At 35.5% G+C, this 17,681-nt stretch carries 18 protein-coding genes and 3 pseudogenes; 8 read left to right on the top strand and 13 right to left on the bottom strand.

The window, feature by feature from the left end:
• The first annotated feature begins 69 nt into the window (after positions 1-69).
• A pseudogene (locus OM966_RS06505) lies at positions 70-427 on the top strand (TrbC/VirB2 family protein).
• Positions 428-429: 2 nt separating this feature from the next.
• Here the strand turns inward: OM966_RS06505 and OM966_RS06500 are convergent.
• The gene (locus OM966_RS06500) at positions 430-1,428 is read right to left on the bottom strand and encodes a pyruvate dehydrogenase complex E1 component subunit beta (protein ID WP_264329283.1); all 999 of its coding nucleotides are present in this window, start codon (positions 1,426-1,428) and stop codon (positions 430-432) included.
• A gap of 262 nt (positions 1,429-1,690) precedes the next feature.
• Complete coding sequence (locus OM966_RS06495; protein WP_264329282.1) at positions 1,691-1,876, bottom strand: IS630 transposase-related protein; 186 nt, start codon at positions 1,874-1,876, stop codon at positions 1,691-1,693.
• A 73-nt stretch (positions 1,877-1,949) separates the two neighbouring features.
• Here OM966_RS06495 and OM966_RS07615 point away from each other — a divergent pair, with 73 nt between their 5' ends.
• The 3 genes from OM966_RS07615 (at position 1,950) to OM966_RS06485 (ending at position 5,592) form a co-directional block, all read left to right on the top strand.
• Entirely contained in the window at positions 1,950-2,081 is a 132-nt protein-coding gene (locus OM966_RS07615) for a TomO hydrophobic C-terminal domain-containing protein (RefSeq protein WP_458694306.1), read from the top strand.
• Between the two features lie 87 nt (positions 2,082-2,168).
• Positions 2,169-4,619 carry a type I DNA topoisomerase gene (gene topA / locus OM966_RS06490; RefSeq protein ID WP_264329281.1) on the top strand — a complete coding sequence of 817 codons (2,451 nt, stop codon included), beginning with the start codon at positions 2,169-2,171 and terminating at the stop codon, positions 4,617-4,619.
• 448 nt (positions 4,620-5,067) lie between these two features.
• Entirely contained in the window at positions 5,068-5,592 is a 525-nt protein-coding gene (locus tag OM966_RS06485) for a hypothetical protein (protein ID WP_264329280.1), read from the top strand.
• A 124-nt stretch (positions 5,593-5,716) separates the two neighbouring features.
• On the opposite strand, the gene trhO is transcribed toward OM966_RS06485, so the two are convergent.
• Positions 5,717-6,544, bottom strand: coding sequence for an oxygen-dependent tRNA uridine(34) hydroxylase TrhO (trhO, locus tag OM966_RS06480; RefSeq protein ID WP_264329279.1), 828 nt, complete (start codon positions 6,542-6,544; stop codon positions 5,717-5,719).
• Positions 6,545-6,673: 129 nt separating this feature from the next.
• On the opposite strand from trhO, the gene OM966_RS06475 reads away from it, so the two are divergent.
• Positions 6,674-8,272, top strand: a complete 1,599-nt coding sequence (locus OM966_RS06475; RefSeq protein ID WP_264329278.1) for an ABC transporter permease — start codon at positions 6,674-6,676, stop codon at positions 8,270-8,272.
• 10 nt (positions 8,273-8,282) lie between these two features.
• Here OM966_RS06475 and OM966_RS06470 read toward each other — a convergent pair.
• The 7 genes and pseudogenes from OM966_RS06470 to OM966_RS06460 all read right to left on the bottom strand — a co-directional run bounded on the left by OM966_RS06470 (position 8,283) and on the right by OM966_RS06460 (position 11,679).
• A pseudogene (locus tag OM966_RS06470) lies at positions 8,283-9,175 on the bottom strand (Rpn family recombination-promoting nuclease/putative transposase).
• 352 nt (positions 9,176-9,527) lie between these two features.
• Positions 9,528-9,866 carry a BRCT domain-containing protein gene (locus OM966_RS07430; protein ID WP_405197153.1) on the bottom strand — a complete coding sequence of 113 codons (339 nt, stop codon included), beginning with the start codon at positions 9,864-9,866 and terminating at the stop codon, positions 9,528-9,530.
• A gap of 4 nt (positions 9,867-9,870) precedes the next feature.
• Entirely contained in the window at positions 9,871-10,077 is a 207-nt protein-coding gene (locus OM966_RS07425) for a helix-hairpin-helix domain-containing protein (protein WP_405197152.1), read from the bottom strand.
• Between the two features lie 5 nt (positions 10,078-10,082).
• Positions 10,083-10,694, bottom strand: a complete 612-nt coding sequence (locus OM966_RS07420; RefSeq protein WP_405197151.1) for an NAD-dependent DNA ligase — start codon at positions 10,692-10,694, stop codon at positions 10,083-10,085.
• 10 nt (positions 10,695-10,704) lie between these two features.
• Positions 10,705-11,161: pseudogene (locus OM966_RS07415) on the bottom strand (hypothetical protein).
• A complete protein-coding gene (locus OM966_RS07410; protein WP_405197150.1) occupies positions 11,070-11,528 on the bottom strand; it encodes a DNA ligase LigA-related protein in 459 nt (152 codons plus the stop codon). The pseudogene OM966_RS07415 and the gene OM966_RS07410 overlap by 92 nt, the downstream one beginning before the upstream one ends.
• 4 nt (positions 11,529-11,532) lie before the next feature.
• Positions 11,533-11,679 (bottom strand): hypothetical protein, encoded by a 147-nt coding sequence (locus tag OM966_RS06460; RefSeq protein WP_264329277.1) that lies wholly within the window; start codon positions 11,677-11,679, stop codon positions 11,533-11,535.
• 78 nt (positions 11,680-11,757) lie between these two features.
• Between OM966_RS06460 and gltX the strand changes: the two genes are divergently transcribed.
• Positions 11,758-13,080: a glutamate--tRNA ligase gene (gene gltX, locus OM966_RS06455; RefSeq protein WP_264329276.1), complete on the top strand. Its 1,323-nt coding sequence runs from the start codon at positions 11,758-11,760 to the stop codon at positions 13,078-13,080.
• Between the two features lie 127 nt (positions 13,081-13,207).
• Here gltX and OM966_RS06450 read toward each other — a convergent pair whose 3' ends face one another.
• The 3 genes from OM966_RS06450 to OM966_RS06440 are packed head-to-tail and all read right to left on the bottom strand — an operon-like array spanning position 13,208 to position 14,971.
• Entirely contained in the window at positions 13,208-13,585 is a 378-nt protein-coding gene (locus OM966_RS06450; protein ID WP_264329275.1) for a cytochrome c-type biogenesis protein, read from the bottom strand.
• Positions 13,569-14,609 carry a hypothetical protein gene (locus tag OM966_RS06445; protein ID WP_264329274.1) on the bottom strand — a complete coding sequence of 347 codons (1,041 nt, stop codon included), beginning with the start codon at positions 14,607-14,609 and terminating at the stop codon, positions 13,569-13,571. The genes OM966_RS06450 and OM966_RS06445 overlap by 17 nt, the downstream gene beginning before the upstream one ends.
• A gap of 2 nt (positions 14,610-14,611) precedes the next feature.
• A complete protein-coding gene (locus tag OM966_RS06440) occupies positions 14,612-14,971 on the bottom strand; it encodes a ferredoxin family 2Fe-2S iron-sulfur cluster binding protein (protein WP_064125547.1) in 360 nt (119 codons plus the stop codon).
• A gap of 624 nt (positions 14,972-15,595) precedes the next feature.
• On the opposite strand from OM966_RS06440, the gene murD reads away from it, so the two are divergent.
• Both murD and OM966_RS06430 read left to right on the top strand, forming a co-directional pair.
• Positions 15,596-17,002 carry a UDP-N-acetylmuramoyl-L-alanine--D-glutamate ligase gene (gene murD, locus OM966_RS06435; RefSeq protein WP_264329273.1) on the top strand — a complete coding sequence of 469 codons (1,407 nt, stop codon included), beginning with the start codon at positions 15,596-15,598 and terminating at the stop codon, positions 17,000-17,002.
• 6 nt (positions 17,003-17,008) lie between these two features.
• Positions 17,009-17,608: a COQ9 family protein gene (locus OM966_RS06430; RefSeq protein WP_264329272.1), complete on the top strand. Its 600-nt coding sequence runs from the start codon at positions 17,009-17,011 to the stop codon at positions 17,606-17,608.
• Positions 17,609-17,681 lie beyond the last annotated feature (73 nt).

The following is a 17,681-nucleotide window of genomic DNA, read 5'->3' as shown; positions in this document are numbered from 1 at the left end:
TTATGCTAGCTTTACTAAAAATTATAGTATTTTAGGTATAATTGCAATATCTAAATTTAAGGTATAGGGATGAACCCTAGGAAAGTTTTTAATATTCTTTTTATAGTATTATTTATTTCTTTTTCTCATGTTGGGAGTGCTGCCGCTGACACTAATGCTGATACAACTGCTCAAGTAATATGTAATATTATTGGCTACGTTTGGGGAATAGGCGGACCGCTTATGACCGTAGTGATAATAGGTGCAGCCTTTGCTTGCGATATTTGGTAGAATGCCATGGCCAGCTCTTTTTGCACTCGGTATATTTTGTGCTGTATTTTTCGGTGCTAAAACTATTGTGACAAAAGTAATGGGTGGTATAGGCAGCACTGGAAATACTTCCTTGATGGACCAATGTGGAACAGGAGACACAAAAAAGAACCAATAGGGTTATTTTTTTCTAAAGCAGACCTGATGCACGGCTTCAACTATATCTTCCACTTGCGGTAATGCTTTTTTTTCTAGGTTTGCAGCATAAGGTAAGGGGATGTCCTTGCCAGTTACGCGCATAACTGGAGCATCAAGGTAGTCAAATCCTTGTTCCATAACAACGGCTGACAGCTCTGCTCCTATTCCTGCAAATGGCCATCCTTCTTCTACACTAACTAACCTATTAGTCTTCTGAATAGAGTTAATAACAGTTTGAGTGTCAAGTGGTCTTAAGGTTCTGAGGTCAATAATTTCAGCTTCTATACCTTCACCTGAAAGTAAATCTGCTGCGTTTAAAGCATCCATTAATTTCAGTGAGAAAGTAGTGATAGTTACATCCTTTCCTTCCCGTATAACAGCAGCCTTGCCTATCTCAAGTAGATAATCTTTATTTGACAGCTCAGAGTCAGAAACTTCATGTTCATGTCCGTAAGCTATTTCGTTTTCTAGAAATATTACCGGACTCAGGTCACGAATTGCAGCTTTAAGCAGACCTCTGCAATCGGAGGCAAAGTAAGGTGCTATCACTTTTAATCCCGGTATATGCGAATACCAAGATGCAAAGCATTGAGAGTGTTGTGCAGCAACTCTTGCTGCAGCACCATTTGGCCCACGAAATACTATGGGGCATCCAAGTTGTCCACCTGACATATAATTTGTTTTTGCTGCAGAATTCACGATTTGGTCGATAGCCTGCATAGAAAAATTAAAAGTCATAAATTCGACAATTGGCTTTAATCCAGCGAATGCTGCTCCAACAGCAAGGCCAGCAAATCCATGTTCGGTGATAGGCGTATCAACCACTCTATTTTCTCCAAACTCTTTCAGTAATCCTTTTGTTACTTTATAGGCACCATCATACTCTGCAACTTCTTCACCGATGATCAACACGTCAGGGTCGTTTTGCATTTCTTCTCTGATCGCTGTGAATAAAGCTTCTCTTACACTTAAGGTTGCCATTTATAAACTTTTATAGACTTTAACTAAAGTAACTATATCAGAATTACTAGGGGTGAGTAAAGCGTACAAATTAAGTTTTATAAACTGACCTTACCCAGATGATATGAATAAGTATTACTTGGTTGAAAGCAAGAGAAGATAATAACTTCTCAGAGTGGATAGGTGGCAGGTTGGTACTTCTTTGAGGCACTTTCTGCTCTTACATGGAGTGTAGGAAGAAGACCTCGTGACCCAGATTAACCACCCCTGCCACCGGTGAGGCTCAGTTACCTTTTTGATAGCCTGAAGATGGATTTATGTTTCCTGTTTCTTTTTTCCTTTTCCTCCATAAATATATTGTTTTTATATTCAGTTTAAATATTTCACTAATTCTTTTTATCGTCATTGTTTTTTCATCAGCTGCTTTGAGAACTCGTTCTCTGAGGTCTTCACTATACGGGCTTGGCATTTTTTATCTCTTTAATATGCCATTATAACCTATTCTATCCTTCAGGTAAACCTTTCTTGGGTTAGCTATAGCAGTGGGAATAGCAGTTGGAGCTTGTTGTCTGGTTGCTGCTGCAATCATATACTATTGTAATAGACCTTCAAATTCACTTGAAAATAGCAAGGTCCAAGGGTTTTTTGGAAACCATGAACAACCTACTCTGTAAAATTCACAAGACCTATTAAAATATTTTTTTACTTTTCATCGTATATTTCTCAACATATTATCTTTAAATACTAAAATAATTAACAATATGGCATTATTAATAGTTGAGTCACCTGCGAAAGCAAAGACAATAGGCAAATATTTAAGTAAAGAGTTCAAAGTAGCTGCATCCTTTGGACATGTGAGGGATCTTCCAGCAAAAAACGGTTCTGTCGATCCGGATAATGATTTTGCTATAAAGTATGAAACCATTGAAAAAGCAGAAAAGTATATAAAAGAGTTAGTAAAAGCAGCGAGTAAAGCATCAGATATATATCTTGCAACAGACCCAGACAGAGAAGGGGAAGCAATAGCTTGGAATGTGATAGAGGCACTAAAGGAAAGGAAAGCAATCAGTAATGAAAACAACATTTATAGAGTAGTCTTTAATGAGATAACAAAGAGAGCAGTTCAAGAAGCAATAAAGAATCCACGTGAAATTAATATGGACTTAGTGTGCGCACAGCAAACACGCAGAGCTTTGGATTATCTAGTTGGATTTAGTTTGTCACCACTGTTATGGACGAAATTGTCGGGGAGCAAGTCTGCAGGGCGAGTGCAGTCTGTTGCATTAAAGCTTATATGCGAACGGGAAGATGAAATCAGTAAGTTTATAACACAGGAGTATTGGAGCATAAAGGCAGAAATGCAAAATAGCAAAGATGAGGCTTTTTTTGCTATGCTAAGCCACTATGACAATAAAAAGCTAGAAAAATTTGATATTAAGAATGAAGAAGAGGCAAAGAATTTAGTCAGGGAGATTGAATCAAGGCAATATGCTGTAAGCACAGTAGAACGCAAGCAAGTTAAGAGAAATCCGCTTCCTCCATTTATTACCTCTACTCTACAGCAAGATGCAGTGAATAAGCTGTATTTTTATGTGAAAAATGTTATGCGCATAGCGCAAAATTTATATGAAGGTATCGATATTGGTGGTGAAACTGTAGGGTTGATAACTTACATGCGTACAGATGGGTTTCATATTGCAGATGAGGCTATAAACTCAATTAGAGGGTCAATTAAGTCGTTATATGGTGATAAATATTTACCACAGTCTCCTCGTAAATATGTAAAAAAGGTCAAAAATGCTCAAGAAGCACATGAAGCAATTCGTCCAACTGATATCAATAGAACGCCGGGTAGTATTAAGGATTACTTAACGCCAGAGCAATTTAAATTGTACGATTTAATCTGGAAAAGAACCATTGCAAGTCAAATGGAATCGGCGATTCTTGATCAAGTGGTAGTTGAAATTAGTTCTACTGATCAGAAAGTGATTCTGCGAGCAAGTGGATCAAGTATATTCTTTGATGGTTTTTATAAAGTCTATCAAGATAACATGGAAGCCGAAAATGAAGGCCTGCTACCTGCCATGAAGGAAGGGGAAGCGTGTAAGCTGATTTCAGTTGAGCCAAAACAGCATTTCACTCAACCGCCACCTCGTTATAGTGAAGCAAGTATCGTTAAAAAAATGGAGGAAATCGGTATAGGCCGTCCATCAACTTATGCGACAATTATTTCGGTATTGCAGGATCGTGAGTATGTTACACTGGATAATAAAAGATTTATTCCAAGCAGTCGTGGTAAGATCGTTACCATATTTTTAGAAACTTTTTTTCAGCGTTGTGTAGAGTATGACTTCACAGCACAAATGGAAGAGAAGCTTGATTTAATCTCAAATGGACGTGCAGATTGGAAAAAAGAACTAGGCTACTTTTGGGTGCCATTCTTTAGTCTTGTAAACTCTGTCAAGCAAATGACGCATGATGAGATTTTTAGCGGTATTAATGACTTGGTAGTCGATTGGTTTTGTTCAGAGGAAGGAAAAGAAGAAATAGGTAAGAAATGTCCTGATTGTTCCGATGGTATATTGAAATTAAACTTTGGAAAAGCCGGGGTGTTTCTTGGATGTTCTAACTATCCTGCATGCAACCATACAAAGGAAATTACAGGTAGTAACGACAATTCAGAATATCCAAAAAGTTTAGGCGTGGACAATGTAACAGGTCAAGAGGTGGTAATCAAAAAAGGCCCTTTTGGGCTTTACCTTGAGTTTAATAGTGAGTCCAAAAAGAAAAAAACAGTTTCCATACCAAAGGATCTAAATGTTAATGATATTAATCTGAATACCGCTACTCAGTTACTTTCCTTGCCAAAAGTAATCGGAGAACACCCTGAGACTGGAAAGGAAATAAAAATAGGCCTTGGACGATTTGGGTACTATATTTTTTATGATGGTAGATATTTTTCTCTTAAAAAAAGCTCTAAAGAGGTGCTGAATACAGAATTGAGCGAAGCTGTACAAATTATTGCAAACAGTTCACGCAAAGAGTTAAAATCTCTCGGGGTTAATGAAAAAGGAAAAGAAGTTTTCATCTGCAACGGTAGGTATGGATTCTATATAAAATGCGGTAAAACGAACGTTGCTTTGGGCAAGAGTGCAGATATTGAGAGTATAGATTTGAAGAAGGCTTTAGAGTTGATTAAGAATAAAAAGTAGACTTTTGTTGAAATATTATGTAGAGTTGAAATATGCTCTAATAATGTGGTGGAATAAATGACATTCGAAATACGGGGGTAACACTTTAGTTTTACGTGATTTAGATTACATAGATGTAAGTAAGTTAGTAGACCTTTTAAGAGACAGACCAAATACTGCAGGGCTTTATTTAACTAAGTGCAAGATTAGTGTTGAAGTTGCAAAAGAATTAGCCAAACTCAAAAATCTTACTTCACTTTATTTAACTGGGTGCAAGATTAGTGTTGAAGCTGCAGGAGAATCAGCTAAGTTCACAAATCTTACTTCACTTTATTTAAGTGAGTGCAAGATTAGTGTTGAAATTGCAAAAGAATTAGCTGAGCTCAAAAATCTTACTTCACTTTATTTAACTGGGTGCAAGATTAGTGTTGAAGCTGCAGGAGAATCAGCTAAGTTCACAAATCTTACTTTGCTTAGTTTAGTTAGGTGCAAGATTAGTGTTGAAGTTGCAAAAGAGTTAGCTGAGTTCAAAAATCTTACTTCACTTTATTTAAGTGAGTGCAAGATTAGTGTTGAAGTTGCAAAAGAGTTAGCTGAGCTCAAAAATCTTACTTCACTCGGTTTAGTTAGGTGCGAGATTAGGAATGAAGCTGCAAAAGAATTAGCTAAACTTACAAATCTTACTTTACTCAGTTGCAAGACTAGCGATAAAGGTGCAAACATAAAACTGCAGAATGAGGTATCAAACTTGCAAGAAAAACTTAAAAGTAGTGGCAAATACTATATTTGTGGAGCAACAGTTGGTTTAGTGATTGGTCTAGTTGCAGCATATTGTTTAGGAGCTGCTGCTTTAACTCCTGTTGGCGTCTCTGTTGCAGTGTTTATTGCATCTGCTGTGGTTGGCGCGTTACTCGGAGCTGGGGTGGGTTATGCTGTGAGTACATATCTTGAAAACACTGAAGTTAAAAATATGCAACCTCACAAGAGTTATTGAAGATCTGTATTAAATACTAGCACAGGGGCTTTCTTCTATAGCTAACACAAGACTGTCTCAAGACCTCGTCATCCCGCTGCTTGTTAGCGGCTGAGATACTGCGGCGGTATGACGTAGAGAGATCTTACTTATTATAGCTATAACACTGAAGTTTACAATCAGAACAAACCACTTGGCCACGTGGAACTGACTTCAGCTTGTCCGTTGAAACTTGATTTGAGCAGAATATACATTTTATTGTGTTGCTTGGAGTAAGTGAGTTATCAACAGTAATTCTATCATCAAAAACAAAACACTCACCTTCCCAATTACCATTTTTATTATAAGTTTTTTCAAGGTAAGAAAGAATGCCGCCTTTCAGGTGGTACACATTGTTAAATCCAAGATTTTTCATGTACGCTGTTGATTTTTCGCATCTAATCCCACCAGTGCAGTACATAGCTACTTTCAGGTCTTTACTCTCAGAGAAAGACTTTGCCCACTCAGGAAAATCGCGAAAACGCTGAGTATGTGGATTGATTGCATTTTTAAACTTGCCTAATTTCACTTCATACTCATTTCGTGTATCTATTACTAAAACGTCAGGTTGAGAAGTAAAATCATCCCAATGCTCTGGATCAACATATTTACCCTTAAGGGAAATATCAAGATTGCCTACACCAAGATTCACAATCTCTCTTTTTAATTTTACCTTCATCTTGCTAAATGGTTGATATTCTGCTGCACTCTCTTTCCATGTAAGGTCCCTTAGCCTATAATCAGAACGTAGAAAATCGAATATTTTATCAATCACGTTTCTTTCACCAGATACGGTTGCATTAATACCCTCTTCTGCAAGGAGTATAGTACCCTTTAATTCAATGTTGTCGCATGCAGTTTTTATTTCGTCTTTCATGTCATAATAATTAGAGAGTTCTACAAAGTGATAGAAAGTTGCAATGACGAAGCTCATGATTATTCACTTATCAACTAAAAACATGATATACAAAATTATAAAGATATTCAATAGTACGGCTGTTAATTACTGGATATCTTCAGTTTTTACATATAACATTTTAATATCAAATATAGATCCAAATTAATGTTTTTGAGAGTATTTAAAAATATATTCTTATTTTTAGTAAGTATATTATTCGTCTGTCCTATACTATCGTTAATATCGATTCTATTTACAGAATCAGCAAATTCTGGATGGGTAATCAGCACACTTTTCCCTGAATATATACTGAGTACGCTAATTTTGATGATAGGAGTGGGGGGGATATCCTTCATATTTGGAGTGATTCCAGCATGGCTCACCACATTTTTTTCATTTCCTGGAAGTAAAATTTTTGAGATTGCTTTGTTCTTTCCGATATCGATTCCTGGATATATAGTAGCGTTCGTCTATGTAAATACACTAGAATTTTCAGGTCCGGTGCAGAGCTCATTAAGAGACATTTTAGAGTGGAGCAAAGGTGACTATTGGTTTCCTGAAATAAAATCCCTAGGTGGTGGAATATTAGTAATGGGATTTAGTTTATATCCATACGTTTATATGCTAGTCCGCTCAAGTCTAAAGAATGTTAGTAACTCAGTCACTATTGCATCAACACTTGGGTTCTCCTCATTACAGAGCCTGTTTTCTGTCATCATACCTTCCATACGTCCATCAATTATAGCTGGGTTGTCCTTGGTACTAATGGAGGTAATTACGGATTTCGGCACACCACAGTTTCTTGCTATCGATACTTTTACGACAGGAATATATCGCACCTGGTTTTTACTGCATGATAAATATTCAACTACTGTTTTAGCAGTTGCAGAATTGATTTTCGTTGCAACACTAATAGCTATCGAAAAGAAACTACAAAAAAAAGGAATATCTTACTCTTCAATCAACACTAATGCAGATTATTACAACAAACGGAGTGTAAGTGGCACTATACCATTGATCTTTGCTTATCTTATGTGTGTATTGCCGATATTAATAGGTTTTATTTTGCCAATGATTCCGCTCATATATTGGAGCATAGAGAAGGGGTTTTTCATATACGAAGCAAGGTTCTATAATATAATAGCAAATAGCGTTAGTTTATCATTTATCACCGCATTAATCTCAATTAGCATTGCAATAATGATTGGATATACGGCGCGTAAAAGTAAGGTAATCAATAATGTAGCACGTCTCATTTCTTTAGGCTACGCAATTCCAAATGCAATTATCGCAATTAGCATAATAATATTTTTAAGCAGAATATCTTCTTTCATTACTCAATATATTGTGGAAATTAGCTTGGTAGGAACTATTGGCGCATTAGTTTACTCATATTTATTTCGTTTTTTTGCTATATCTTTCAAGGCGATAGAATCAGGGCTCAAAAAAACACCAAATGAAATTGAGTGGACTGCATATACCATGGGTCATGGGCCTATTTCCACATGTTTGAATGTTCATATCCCTCTCATCAAGAAGAGTATATTATCGGGATTTTTGCTCGTATTTATGGATACTATCAAGGAGCTCATAGCAACACTCATTATAAGACCATTTAGTTTTGAAACTATATCAACTAGAATATATGAACTTGTAAGCGATGAGCGCTTTAGAGAAGCTGCCCCATTTTCGTTGATAATAGTTATAATAGGCTTAATCTCTACAATAACCTTATTTACACTTGATGATAAGGATAAAAAATAAACGTAACCGTTCACAGATTTCCACTTAATTCTTCAATCTCACTAATAGAAAGGCCAGTAAACTTGACAATAGTGTTGACATCAACATTATTAGCCAGCATTGCTTTTGCGACTTCAATTTTCCCTTCAATTTTTCCTTTCTCTATACCTTTTTGTATACCTTTCTCTTCAGCAAGATCAAGTCTGTATTCAAGAATGGCTTCTTCTTTCCGTAGATCCATTATTCTTTCTTCGTAAGCTACTAAATCTTTTTCATTCCAACGAAACTTGTCTAATTCATCATATGCTAGCTTTATTATTGGCGCTTTTTCTGCTATCTCTTTTAAGTCCTCTTCTGTTGTTTCTTCTGCGTATTTAAAAAAGAAACACCACCTTTCTACTATACTTTCTAACTGCTCTACTTTACTTTTTGAAAATTTGGGCAATTCTATAAAGATAAATTGAAAATCTTTTAAGTAATGGCCGTTAGTTTTTATATCAAGTATATTGTGAGTAGAAATATAATCAACTTCTTCAGGAAGTAAGTTACAATTTGATATAGCAATAAAGAAGACTTTCTTTAAATCAATGTAGTTGCCAGATTTATCTAATTGTCTTGAGTAGGCTTTAGCGGCATATAATTGAGCGCGTTTTTCGAAGCCCTTGTCTCTAGCGAGCTGCATTTCTGCTATATATCTATTTCCGTGAGAATCCTTGCAGAGAACATCAACAATACTTTGTTTATCAGAGGCAACTTCGGGATCCATAATAGTGCTAAGAAACTCAACTTCTTGTATTGCATTTATCTCAGTAAACCCTAAAATATCGTTCAAAAAGTGGATCAGGATATTCTTATTTTTTCCGTTCCAAAGATTTTTTTGAAACACAAATCATTGCGAGGATCGAGAAATTTTGAAAGAGCCATGGCAAAAATGCTTGAAAATATTAATAATTATACACTGTTATTAACAATTATTCAACCATATTTTTGAAGATAGCTATAGCTAAAGTGACTTAGGTTTACCGATAATTTGAAAAACAAAAATCCGTCATTCCGCTACTTGTTAGCGGAATCTATGCTGAGATACTGCGAATAAATCGCGGTATGACGTGTTGCTTGAGTCAGCTATAGGAACTGTACCAGCACCATGACCTTACCCAGAAAAAATGGAGAGAAGGAAAGGAGTTTTTTTGTGGTAATGACCCTACCCAATCAATCCAATTAACAACTTGCTCATTATAGTCTTGCAACTTTGATTTAATATACAATCCAAGTGTCATTTGAACACTCCCGAACTTATCACTTTATGCCACTGGTCTTCATCTAAAATTTCTACACCTAATTCCACTGCCTTTTTATATTTGGATCCTGGTTTTTCTCCTGCAATTAGGTAGTCAGTTTTAGCAGAAAGATGTGAGCTGACCTTTGCTCCTAGAGTTTTGGCTCTTACTTTTGCCTCTCCTCTACTCATAGCAAGTAGCTTACCAGTAAACACTATAATTTTATTATTTAAAACAGAGTCACTAGAGTTGGAGCTCACAGGAAGAATTTGAAGACAAGCAGTAAGATCATTTAACATTTTGATGTTATGTTCCTTAGAAAAAAATGATTCCAAAGATTCAGCCCCTTTTTTTTCCTATGCCGTCTATACCGACTAGCTCAGTATTATCTGATGACAGTTCAATCATCGAATTATACCAATTATCATAAGAAACATAATAATCTGCAAGCAATTCTGCTGCAACTTGGCCAGTAAATCTAATACCTAAAGAAAATATAAACCTATCTAGAGTTATTACCCTTCTGCTTTGTATAGAATTTAACAAATTAGCTATAGATTTCTCGCCCCAGCCAGACTGTCCTTCCAGATTAAATTCATCCAATTTTCTTCTAAAGTAAAAATATCATGGATTTGTTTTATCAGACCAAGGTCGTAAAAAAACTCTATCTGCTTATCACCAAGGCCAACAATGTCAAATGCATCTTTCGATACAAAATGCTTTAGTTTTTCTATTATTTGAGCTTTACAGGCAAATTCCTCAGAACATCTTACTGCCGCCTCTCTCTCAACCTGACGTACTTTACTACCACATTCAGGGCATATTCCAGGAAACACAAATTCAGGTGTATTTGGAAGACGAGAATCTCTGTTCACTTCAATGACCTGGGGAATTACATCTCCTGCCCTTTTGATTGTTACAATATCTCCCTCTCTTATGTCTTTACGTTTTATCTCATCTTGGTTATGCAGACTTGCTCTACTAACTAGCACCCCACCAATATTGACTGGCACTAAATCTGCAACTGGAGTTAAAACCCCTGTTCTGCCCACCTGTATAAATATCTTATTTAACTTTGTTTTTGCATAAACCGCAGAAAACTTGTATGCAAGTGCTGAGCGCGGTGCTTTGTGAGTATTCCCTAGACGATTTTGTAGTACCAAATCATTTACTTTATAGACCTATTCCATCAATATCATAATCCAAGTTATAGCGACAATTATAGACCTCGTTATAGAACTTCAGCATTCCATCCAAACTACTCGTTAAGGACTGATGCTCATTTACACAAAAACCAAGTGCCTCAAGCTTATTTAGTATCTCACTTTGACTTTTCTCTGCTCCACCAATCAAAGAATAAGCAAAATATCTAAGTGGTCTACTTGCTGTAATGTTTGCATCCAATTGCTTTAGAGAACCAGCAGCTGCATTTCGAGGATTGGCAAATTCATCGTTTTTCATTTAACTTCAAAAAGTCGCTGTTACTGATGTATATTTCACCTCTTACTTCCAATCTACCTTGCACACCTTGCAAAAACTTAGGAAAGCCTTTTATTGTTGCAACATTGTGAGTGACATCTTCCCCTAAAAAAACCGTCACCTCGAGTTGCAGCTTTAACAAATCTCCCATCCTCATAAATTGCAGAAAACGACAACCCATCAATTTTTGGCTCACATAATATCTCTATTTTGTCCTCAATTAAAAACCTCTTTATTTTAGACAAAAATTTCTCTACATCTTGTTCATCATAAGCATTCTCAAGAGAAAGCATAGGTTCTTGATGTTCCACCTTAGAAAACCTCTCATCAGGTGGAGCACCAACACTATCTTGTGTTGCATAAATTTCTGGAAATTGTGCCTCTATTTCAGCTAACTTTTTCTTCAGTTCATCATATTCAGCATCACTTATTTCTGGCTTATTTTTTTGGTGATACAAAACATTATGATAATTTATTTGATCTTGCAGTTTTTCTCTCATCTTTTCTAAGTTAGTCATGATATCAATATAATGCTACATTAGCCTTTGTCGTCAAGTTGTGAATTTTCTTGAATTTATCATATGGTCTTAATCCATCAAATATCAAAGGTGCCACAATGCTATAGCCATACTTATTCTTCTCTTGCTCAATTGTATTAGCAGATCTCACTTGCTTTAGCCTTATATTTATATAAAATTAAAATAAATTAGAGTAAATAAGTTATTATTTTACAATATTGCTATTTAAATGCTAACAAGATTCGCTCCAAGCCCAACTGGCTATCTCCACGTAGGAAACGTACGAACTGCTTTGGTTTGTTGGATGTACACACGTAATCAAAATGGAAAATTTCTACTCCGTTTTGATGATACTGACCTTCAGCGTTCAGATGTCAAATATATAAATAATATCATAGAAGACCTAAAATGGATTGGTATCGATTGGGATGCAAGTTTTAAGCAATCAGAGCGCTTTGAGCACTATAACGAGGTGTTCTTGCAGTTAATAAAAGAAGGGCATATTTATGCATGCTATGAAACAAGAGAAGAGTTAGAAATTAAACGAAAGTTGCAATTAAAACAAGGACTTCCTCCTGTTTATGACAGAAGTGCATTGCTTCTAACTGAACAAGAAAAAATCCATTATGAGCAAGAAGGACGAAGACCACATTTCAGGTTTAAATTGGATAGAAATGAAGTTGTTAAATGGAATAATGAAATTAAAGGTGAAATAAATATTGCAACAAGTCACATCAGCGATCCTGTGGTAAAAAGAGAAGATGGAATTTATACATACATGCTACCTTCTGTTATTGATGACGTTGACTTTAATGTAACCCATGTTGTACGTGGGGAAGATCATGTAACTAATACCGCAGTTCAGATCCAAATGATTAAAGCATTAAAAGCGAAAATCCCTATATTTACTCACCTTTCTCTACTACATTTTGATGATAGCAAGATATCGAAACGGAAAGGCGGGCTGGACATCAAGTCCATAAGAGAAGATGAGACTGAACCAATGGCGCTAACTAGCTATTTAGCAAAACTTGGAACATCTGATCCGATAGAAGCTCATGTTGACATACAGTCTTTAATTGACTCATTTGATATTAAAAAATTTAGCTCAGCATCTGCACAATTTAGCTTGAGTGAAGTATACAAGCTAAATAGCAAAGTGCTGCAACAAATGTCATTTGAAATTGTACAAGAACGTTTAAATCAAATTGGAGTGGGCTCCTCAGAGTTTTGGTATTTTATAAGGAACAATATAGAAAGGTTTTCTGAGGTGGCCAAGTGGTGGAAAATATGCAAATCTGATATAGAGCCTGTGATTCTTGATAAGGAGCTTATAAAAATTGCGTTCAATGCATTTCCTCAAGGCGATTGTAACAAAAACACATTATCAGAGTGGGTAAAAGCTATTCGACAGACAGTGGATATAAAGGCAAAAGACTTATTTATGCAGTTGCGTTCAGCTTTAACAGGAACAGAAAAAGGACCAGAGCTCGCTAAATTATTAATTTTTATCGGCAAAGAAAATATCATTGCAAGGTTAAAAGAAAAGTGAAAACCAAAGAATTATAGCTAATGCAAGTCAGTACGTCATACCGCCGCGGTATCTCTAGATCCCGCTAACAAGCAGCGGGATGACGGTTGTTGGTAAACCTAAGTTACTTTAGCTATATATAAAAGGTTTAAGTGGTTGTATTGATGTATCTTTGTATTAGAAAACACCCAATAAGCAGAGTTGTGAGTGGAATAAACCACAAAATGTAAGTGCTAGGTGTGGTAGTTATAATTGAATTGCCGTAAGAATTTTTTAACTCTGAGATTATCTCTTCATCTGTGTATCCATCATTGATTTTTTTACGAATTGCTTCTCGCATATCATACGCAATCTGAGATCCAGATTCAGACAATGATTCGCCAGAACATATTGGACACCTTATTATTTCAAATAAACTGGTTGCTCGTTTTTCCATGCTTTTATCTCTGAGTTTATTATCCAGAGTAAAAGCGTTTACGCCTGAGTGAAATATCAATATGAAAAGTAAACTAACTACTGCTCTCATCCTTGGTTAATTGGGTTATTTTACTGAGTTGGTTCATAAAATCAGTGGTGGATAACTTTCCAATAAAGCTTGACCCTACATCATCATCGTACTTTATTGAAAATTGAACGCTGTCATCAGTTGTTTTTTCTGATAAGGAAGACATTAATTTTTCAAACGCATCTGAAGTTTTTGAGTCACCAATCATAAACGAGATTAATTCTTTATAATTTGATATAGCCACGTTGATTTTGTCTTTAAATGAAGACGTAACCAAATTATAATTTTGCATTCCACCATCTGCAGCAAGAGAAAAATTATTACTTTGAATTAAAAATTTCTCTATGTTGAAATTAACTCTGGAAGCTGAGATGTGGTTTACAAATTCGTAATCAAATTTAGTGTCGATACTAAGGTAACTTTCAGGACTTGCAGTATTTTTATACCGATAAGTATAAAAATCAAATCCTAGTTTAGTATTTCCACTTGGTTCTTTATCGAGGTGAAATTGAATGTAATTGCTTTTATCATTCACTTCAGTTATAACACTTTGCTGATTTTCTGAAACATCACATTTTAATCCATAATCTTCGTAACGAAGTGTATCTATATAGTCTATCACGGTACTATTTCTGTTGAATCGCAATGAAGATGGTAAATCATTTAGTCTAACAACAAAGTGGCTGCTATCGTTTGTGTGGCATTTTATATTCTTTTTCTCATCACCATGAACAACAATGTTGACTTCATTGCTTGGTATGTAGATATATACTGATTTATCAAATAATCTATTTTTTATCAATAAAGCATCAGATGAGATGGTTAATTGCTTATTGGAAAATTTTGGGTTTGTCACACGGAAAATTAGGTTAGAAGGAAGTCCACTGAAATCATGTGAAATATCAAACTTTTCGCCGTTAATGTATAGTATTATTTCAGCTAAAAGATTTTTTACCTTACATGCAGAAAAATACCAAAAACCACTATACGCTACAGGAATAAACAAAAGTAAAGAGATGATAATATAGATAAAAATCTTACGCATAGCTAATTATTCCCCTGTTTATCCAATGATATATTTCTTGTACCCCTTGGTATGGTTACACACAAACCGTCGATATCTTTTGTGATTTTTATTTGGCACCCAAGTCTTGATGTCTCTGTTAAGCCGAAGGCTAGATCTAACATATCGTTTTCCTCATCAGATATGGGATTATGCGTTTCTACAGCATCATAAAATTCTGGATCAACAATCACGTGGCATGTAGAACAAGCAAGAGAGCCTTCACATGCACCTTCAAGCAGATCTGGATCACTTCTGTGGGCTAAATTAAGCAGAGTTTCTCCCTCTGCAGCTTCATAGCTTTTCTTACTCCCATCAGGTAAAACAAAAGTAACAGATGGCATATTATTCCTATTAAAATCCTTACTAATTTCTCTGTATTCTACAGGTAATAACTAATATTTGCAAACTCTTTGCAATTCCAGTGCCTATTTTTTGTCATCCAAGTACCCCTTTCTTGTCATTCAAGTAGCCTCTTCTTATCATCCCAGTGCCCCCTTTCTTGTCATCCCAGTGTCTAGGCACTGGGATGACAAAGGAGGACAGTGCCAAGCACTGACCATTTCTGGTCTCTTAAATTGCAACTAATCTAAATATTAAGAAATTTACCAAATAAAAAAAAAGGCAAAAAAATCCCGTAGTGCGAGTTTTGACCCTCTAATACTTTAAATTGGCGCTGTAATAATGTGCTGACGCTTAGCTTAAGCGCGGTTTGGCTGAATGTAGAAAAAATTTAAAAGACATGCAGCCGCTATAATTTTATGTAATCAGCCAAAAAATACCCTAAGTTTTTTACTGAATTTTGTCATTGAGCCTGCAGGTCAAAAACAAGTTTTGAGTCATAAATACCCTTATTGTCATAATAAGGGGGCTGGCGGAGTTTGTCAAGCAAGTTTTTTCGTTTCTACTGAATGACAGTTGTGACCTATGCAAGAAGTCTGTTGTAGTTTGTACGATATCTTTATAAAATGGTTCGCATAAGTTATCTAGCAGTGCAACTAAACAAATACAAAAATCAAAACGTCGCGGTTTTTGGTCTTGGTAAAACTGGTTTATCCGCCATTAACGCTCTAATAAAGAATGGTGCAAGAATATATGCATGGGATGATCATGAAGAGCAAATAGCAAATGCAAAAATGATGTATAAAAAATGTAATTTTATTCATCCCAAGGAATACAATTGGCATGAGATCAGTGCATTGGTTTTAAGCCCTGGAGTGCCAAAAGAGCCACATTGGATAGTGAAACTTGCAAGGAGATTTGATTGCAAAATAAAATCAGACATTGAGCTATTTCTTGAAGCTAAAACTACGAACCAGAAGGTAATAGGCATCACAGGAACAAATGGTAAATCAACCACTACATCACTAATAGGGCACATATTAAAATCTGCAGGGAAAAAAGTAGCTATTGGTGGAAATTTAGGCGTTCCTGTTTTGGATCTAGAAAGAGATGCAGAAATTTATGTAATTGAATTTTCCTCTTTTCAATTGGAGTTGATGAATGAAATTAATGTGGACATTTCAGCACTGCTCAATATTACACCAGATCACATAGATAGGCATGGAAGTATGGAGAACTACATAGCAACTAAATTAAAACTGATAAACGGTAGTGAGGTTGCCGTAATAGGATGTGACAATGAGATTACTGCTGACATATTTAACAAATTCACTGGAAACAAAATTCCAATCTCAGCTTCGATGTCATCCTCTTTGTCATTCCAGCCACTTCTTTTGTCATCCCAGTGCTTGGCTACTCTGATCCAGAAGATCTCGTTAAAACTAGAGAATCATAGCTTATCAGTAAGCGACGTGAAAATAAACCTAATATCCAATGCAGAAAACATAGCAGCCGCATATGCCGTATGTAAGCTACTTGGAGTAGATAGCAACACTATTATCAATGGAATCAAGTCCTTTTCAGGACTGAGGCATAGGAATGAACTGCTTGGTAAAATAAGAAATGTGTTTTTCGTGAACGATAGCAAAGCAACTAATGCAAAGTCGAGCGAAAAGGCGATCTTATCTTATGAAAACATAAATTGGATCGTTGGTGGAAGAAGCAAAAAAGGTGGAATAGAATCATTAAGCAAGCATTTCACAAGGATTAGAAAAGCTTTTCTTATTGGGGAATCAACCGAAGCCTTTGCAAACACTATGGAGAATAAAGTAGATTTCGTAAAATGTTGCAATTTGAAAAACGCACTTAAACTTGCTTTTGAAGAGGCCAAAAATAGCGAAGAAGAAGTAACAATATTACTTTCTCCCGCGTGTGCTTCTTTTGATCAATGGAAAAATTTCGAGGAACGTGGTGAAGCATTTTGTAGAATGTTTGAAAATCTCAGGTACAATCACACATGCTGTTTAGTATAATGTTGCGTGGAACAAGATGAAATAAAGTTAATAATAGATAAGCTAATTAGGGTTATTCCATTTGAAGGGATAAGCGATGAAACCCTATTAAAGATTTGCACAGACCTTAATCTAGCTAATAGCTTTTGCAAATTTCAGAATGGAATATATAGCGCTTTGGAGCACATAGCAGAGGACTTAAATAGCTCAATGGAAGCTGAACTAAGAAATTCCAATTTAGAAGACATGAAAGTGCGAGAGCGGGTAAAGTTAGCTATTCAAATACGCCTTTCAAACTACGCTAAGCTACCGAATTATAGAGAACTTTTAAAAAATGTTTTATCATTCTCCGTATCACCAAAAAATACATATTTTTCTAGTAAACTTTTATACAGAACTATTAGCGCGATTTGGTATGGCATTCATGACCAATCAACAGATTTTAACTACTATACAAAAAGAGCAATATTAGCTGGAGTGTACTTAAGTACGATACTTTTTTTTATCAATGATTATTCAGAAGATTTTGCGGATACTTTATCGTTTCTTGATAACCGTATCAACAATGTCATGACATTTCAAAAATTCAAAACTCGCTTAAAAGGAATCATAGGAAATTTCTTATAAGCTTTTCATCATACTGGTTATTCATATTTATATTCTCTTGTTTTTTTTGATCTTTATGTTAAAATAACTAAAT

Source organism: Wolbachia endosymbiont (group A) of Andrena hattorfiana, from assembly GCF_947179565.1.
In the GTDB taxonomy this organism is placed as follows: domain Bacteria; phylum Pseudomonadota; class Alphaproteobacteria; order Rickettsiales; family Anaplasmataceae; genus Wolbachia.
The sequence above is the reverse complement of the archived record's forward strand: the minus strand, read 5'-3'. Positions and strand labels throughout refer to the sequence as shown.

Bases quoted from the DNA above. Each gene is read 5' to 3' on its own strand.
- OM966_RS06500 (WP_264329283.1), bottom strand. From the start codon at position 1,428: ATGGCAACCTTAAGTGTAAGAGAAGCTTTATTCACAGCGATCAGAGAA.
- OM966_RS06495 (WP_264329282.1), bottom strand. From the start codon at position 1,876: ATGCCAAGCCCGTATAGTGAAGACCTCAGAGAACGAGTTCTCAAAGCA.
- topA (WP_264329281.1), top strand. From the start codon at position 2,169: ATGGCATTATTAATAGTTGAGTCACCTGCGAAAGCAAAGACAATAGGC.
- trhO (WP_264329279.1), bottom strand. From the start codon at position 6,544: ATGAGCTTCGTCATTGCAACTTTCTATCACTTTGTAGAACTCTCTAAT.
- OM966_RS06475 (WP_264329278.1), top strand. From the start codon at position 6,674: ATGTTTTTGAGAGTATTTAAAAATATATTCTTATTTTTAGTAAGTATA.
- OM966_RS07410 (WP_405197150.1), bottom strand. From the start codon at position 11,528: ATGACTAACTTAGAAAAGATGAGAGAAAAACTGCAAGATCAAATAAAT.
- gltX (WP_264329276.1), top strand. From the start codon at position 11,758: ATGCTAACAAGATTCGCTCCAAGCCCAACTGGCTATCTCCACGTAGGA.
- OM966_RS06450 (WP_264329275.1), bottom strand. From the start codon at position 13,585: ATGAGAGCAGTAGTTAGTTTACTTTTCATATTGATATTTCACTCAGGC.
- OM966_RS06445 (WP_264329274.1), bottom strand. From the start codon at position 14,609: ATGCGTAAGATTTTTATCTATATTATCATCTCTTTACTTTTGTTTATT.
- OM966_RS06440 (WP_064125547.1), bottom strand. From the start codon at position 14,971: ATGCCATCTGTTACTTTTGTTTTACCTGATGGGAGTAAGAAAAGCTAT.
- murD (WP_264329273.1), top strand. From the start codon at position 15,596: ATGGTTCGCATAAGTTATCTAGCAGTGCAACTAAACAAATACAAAAAT.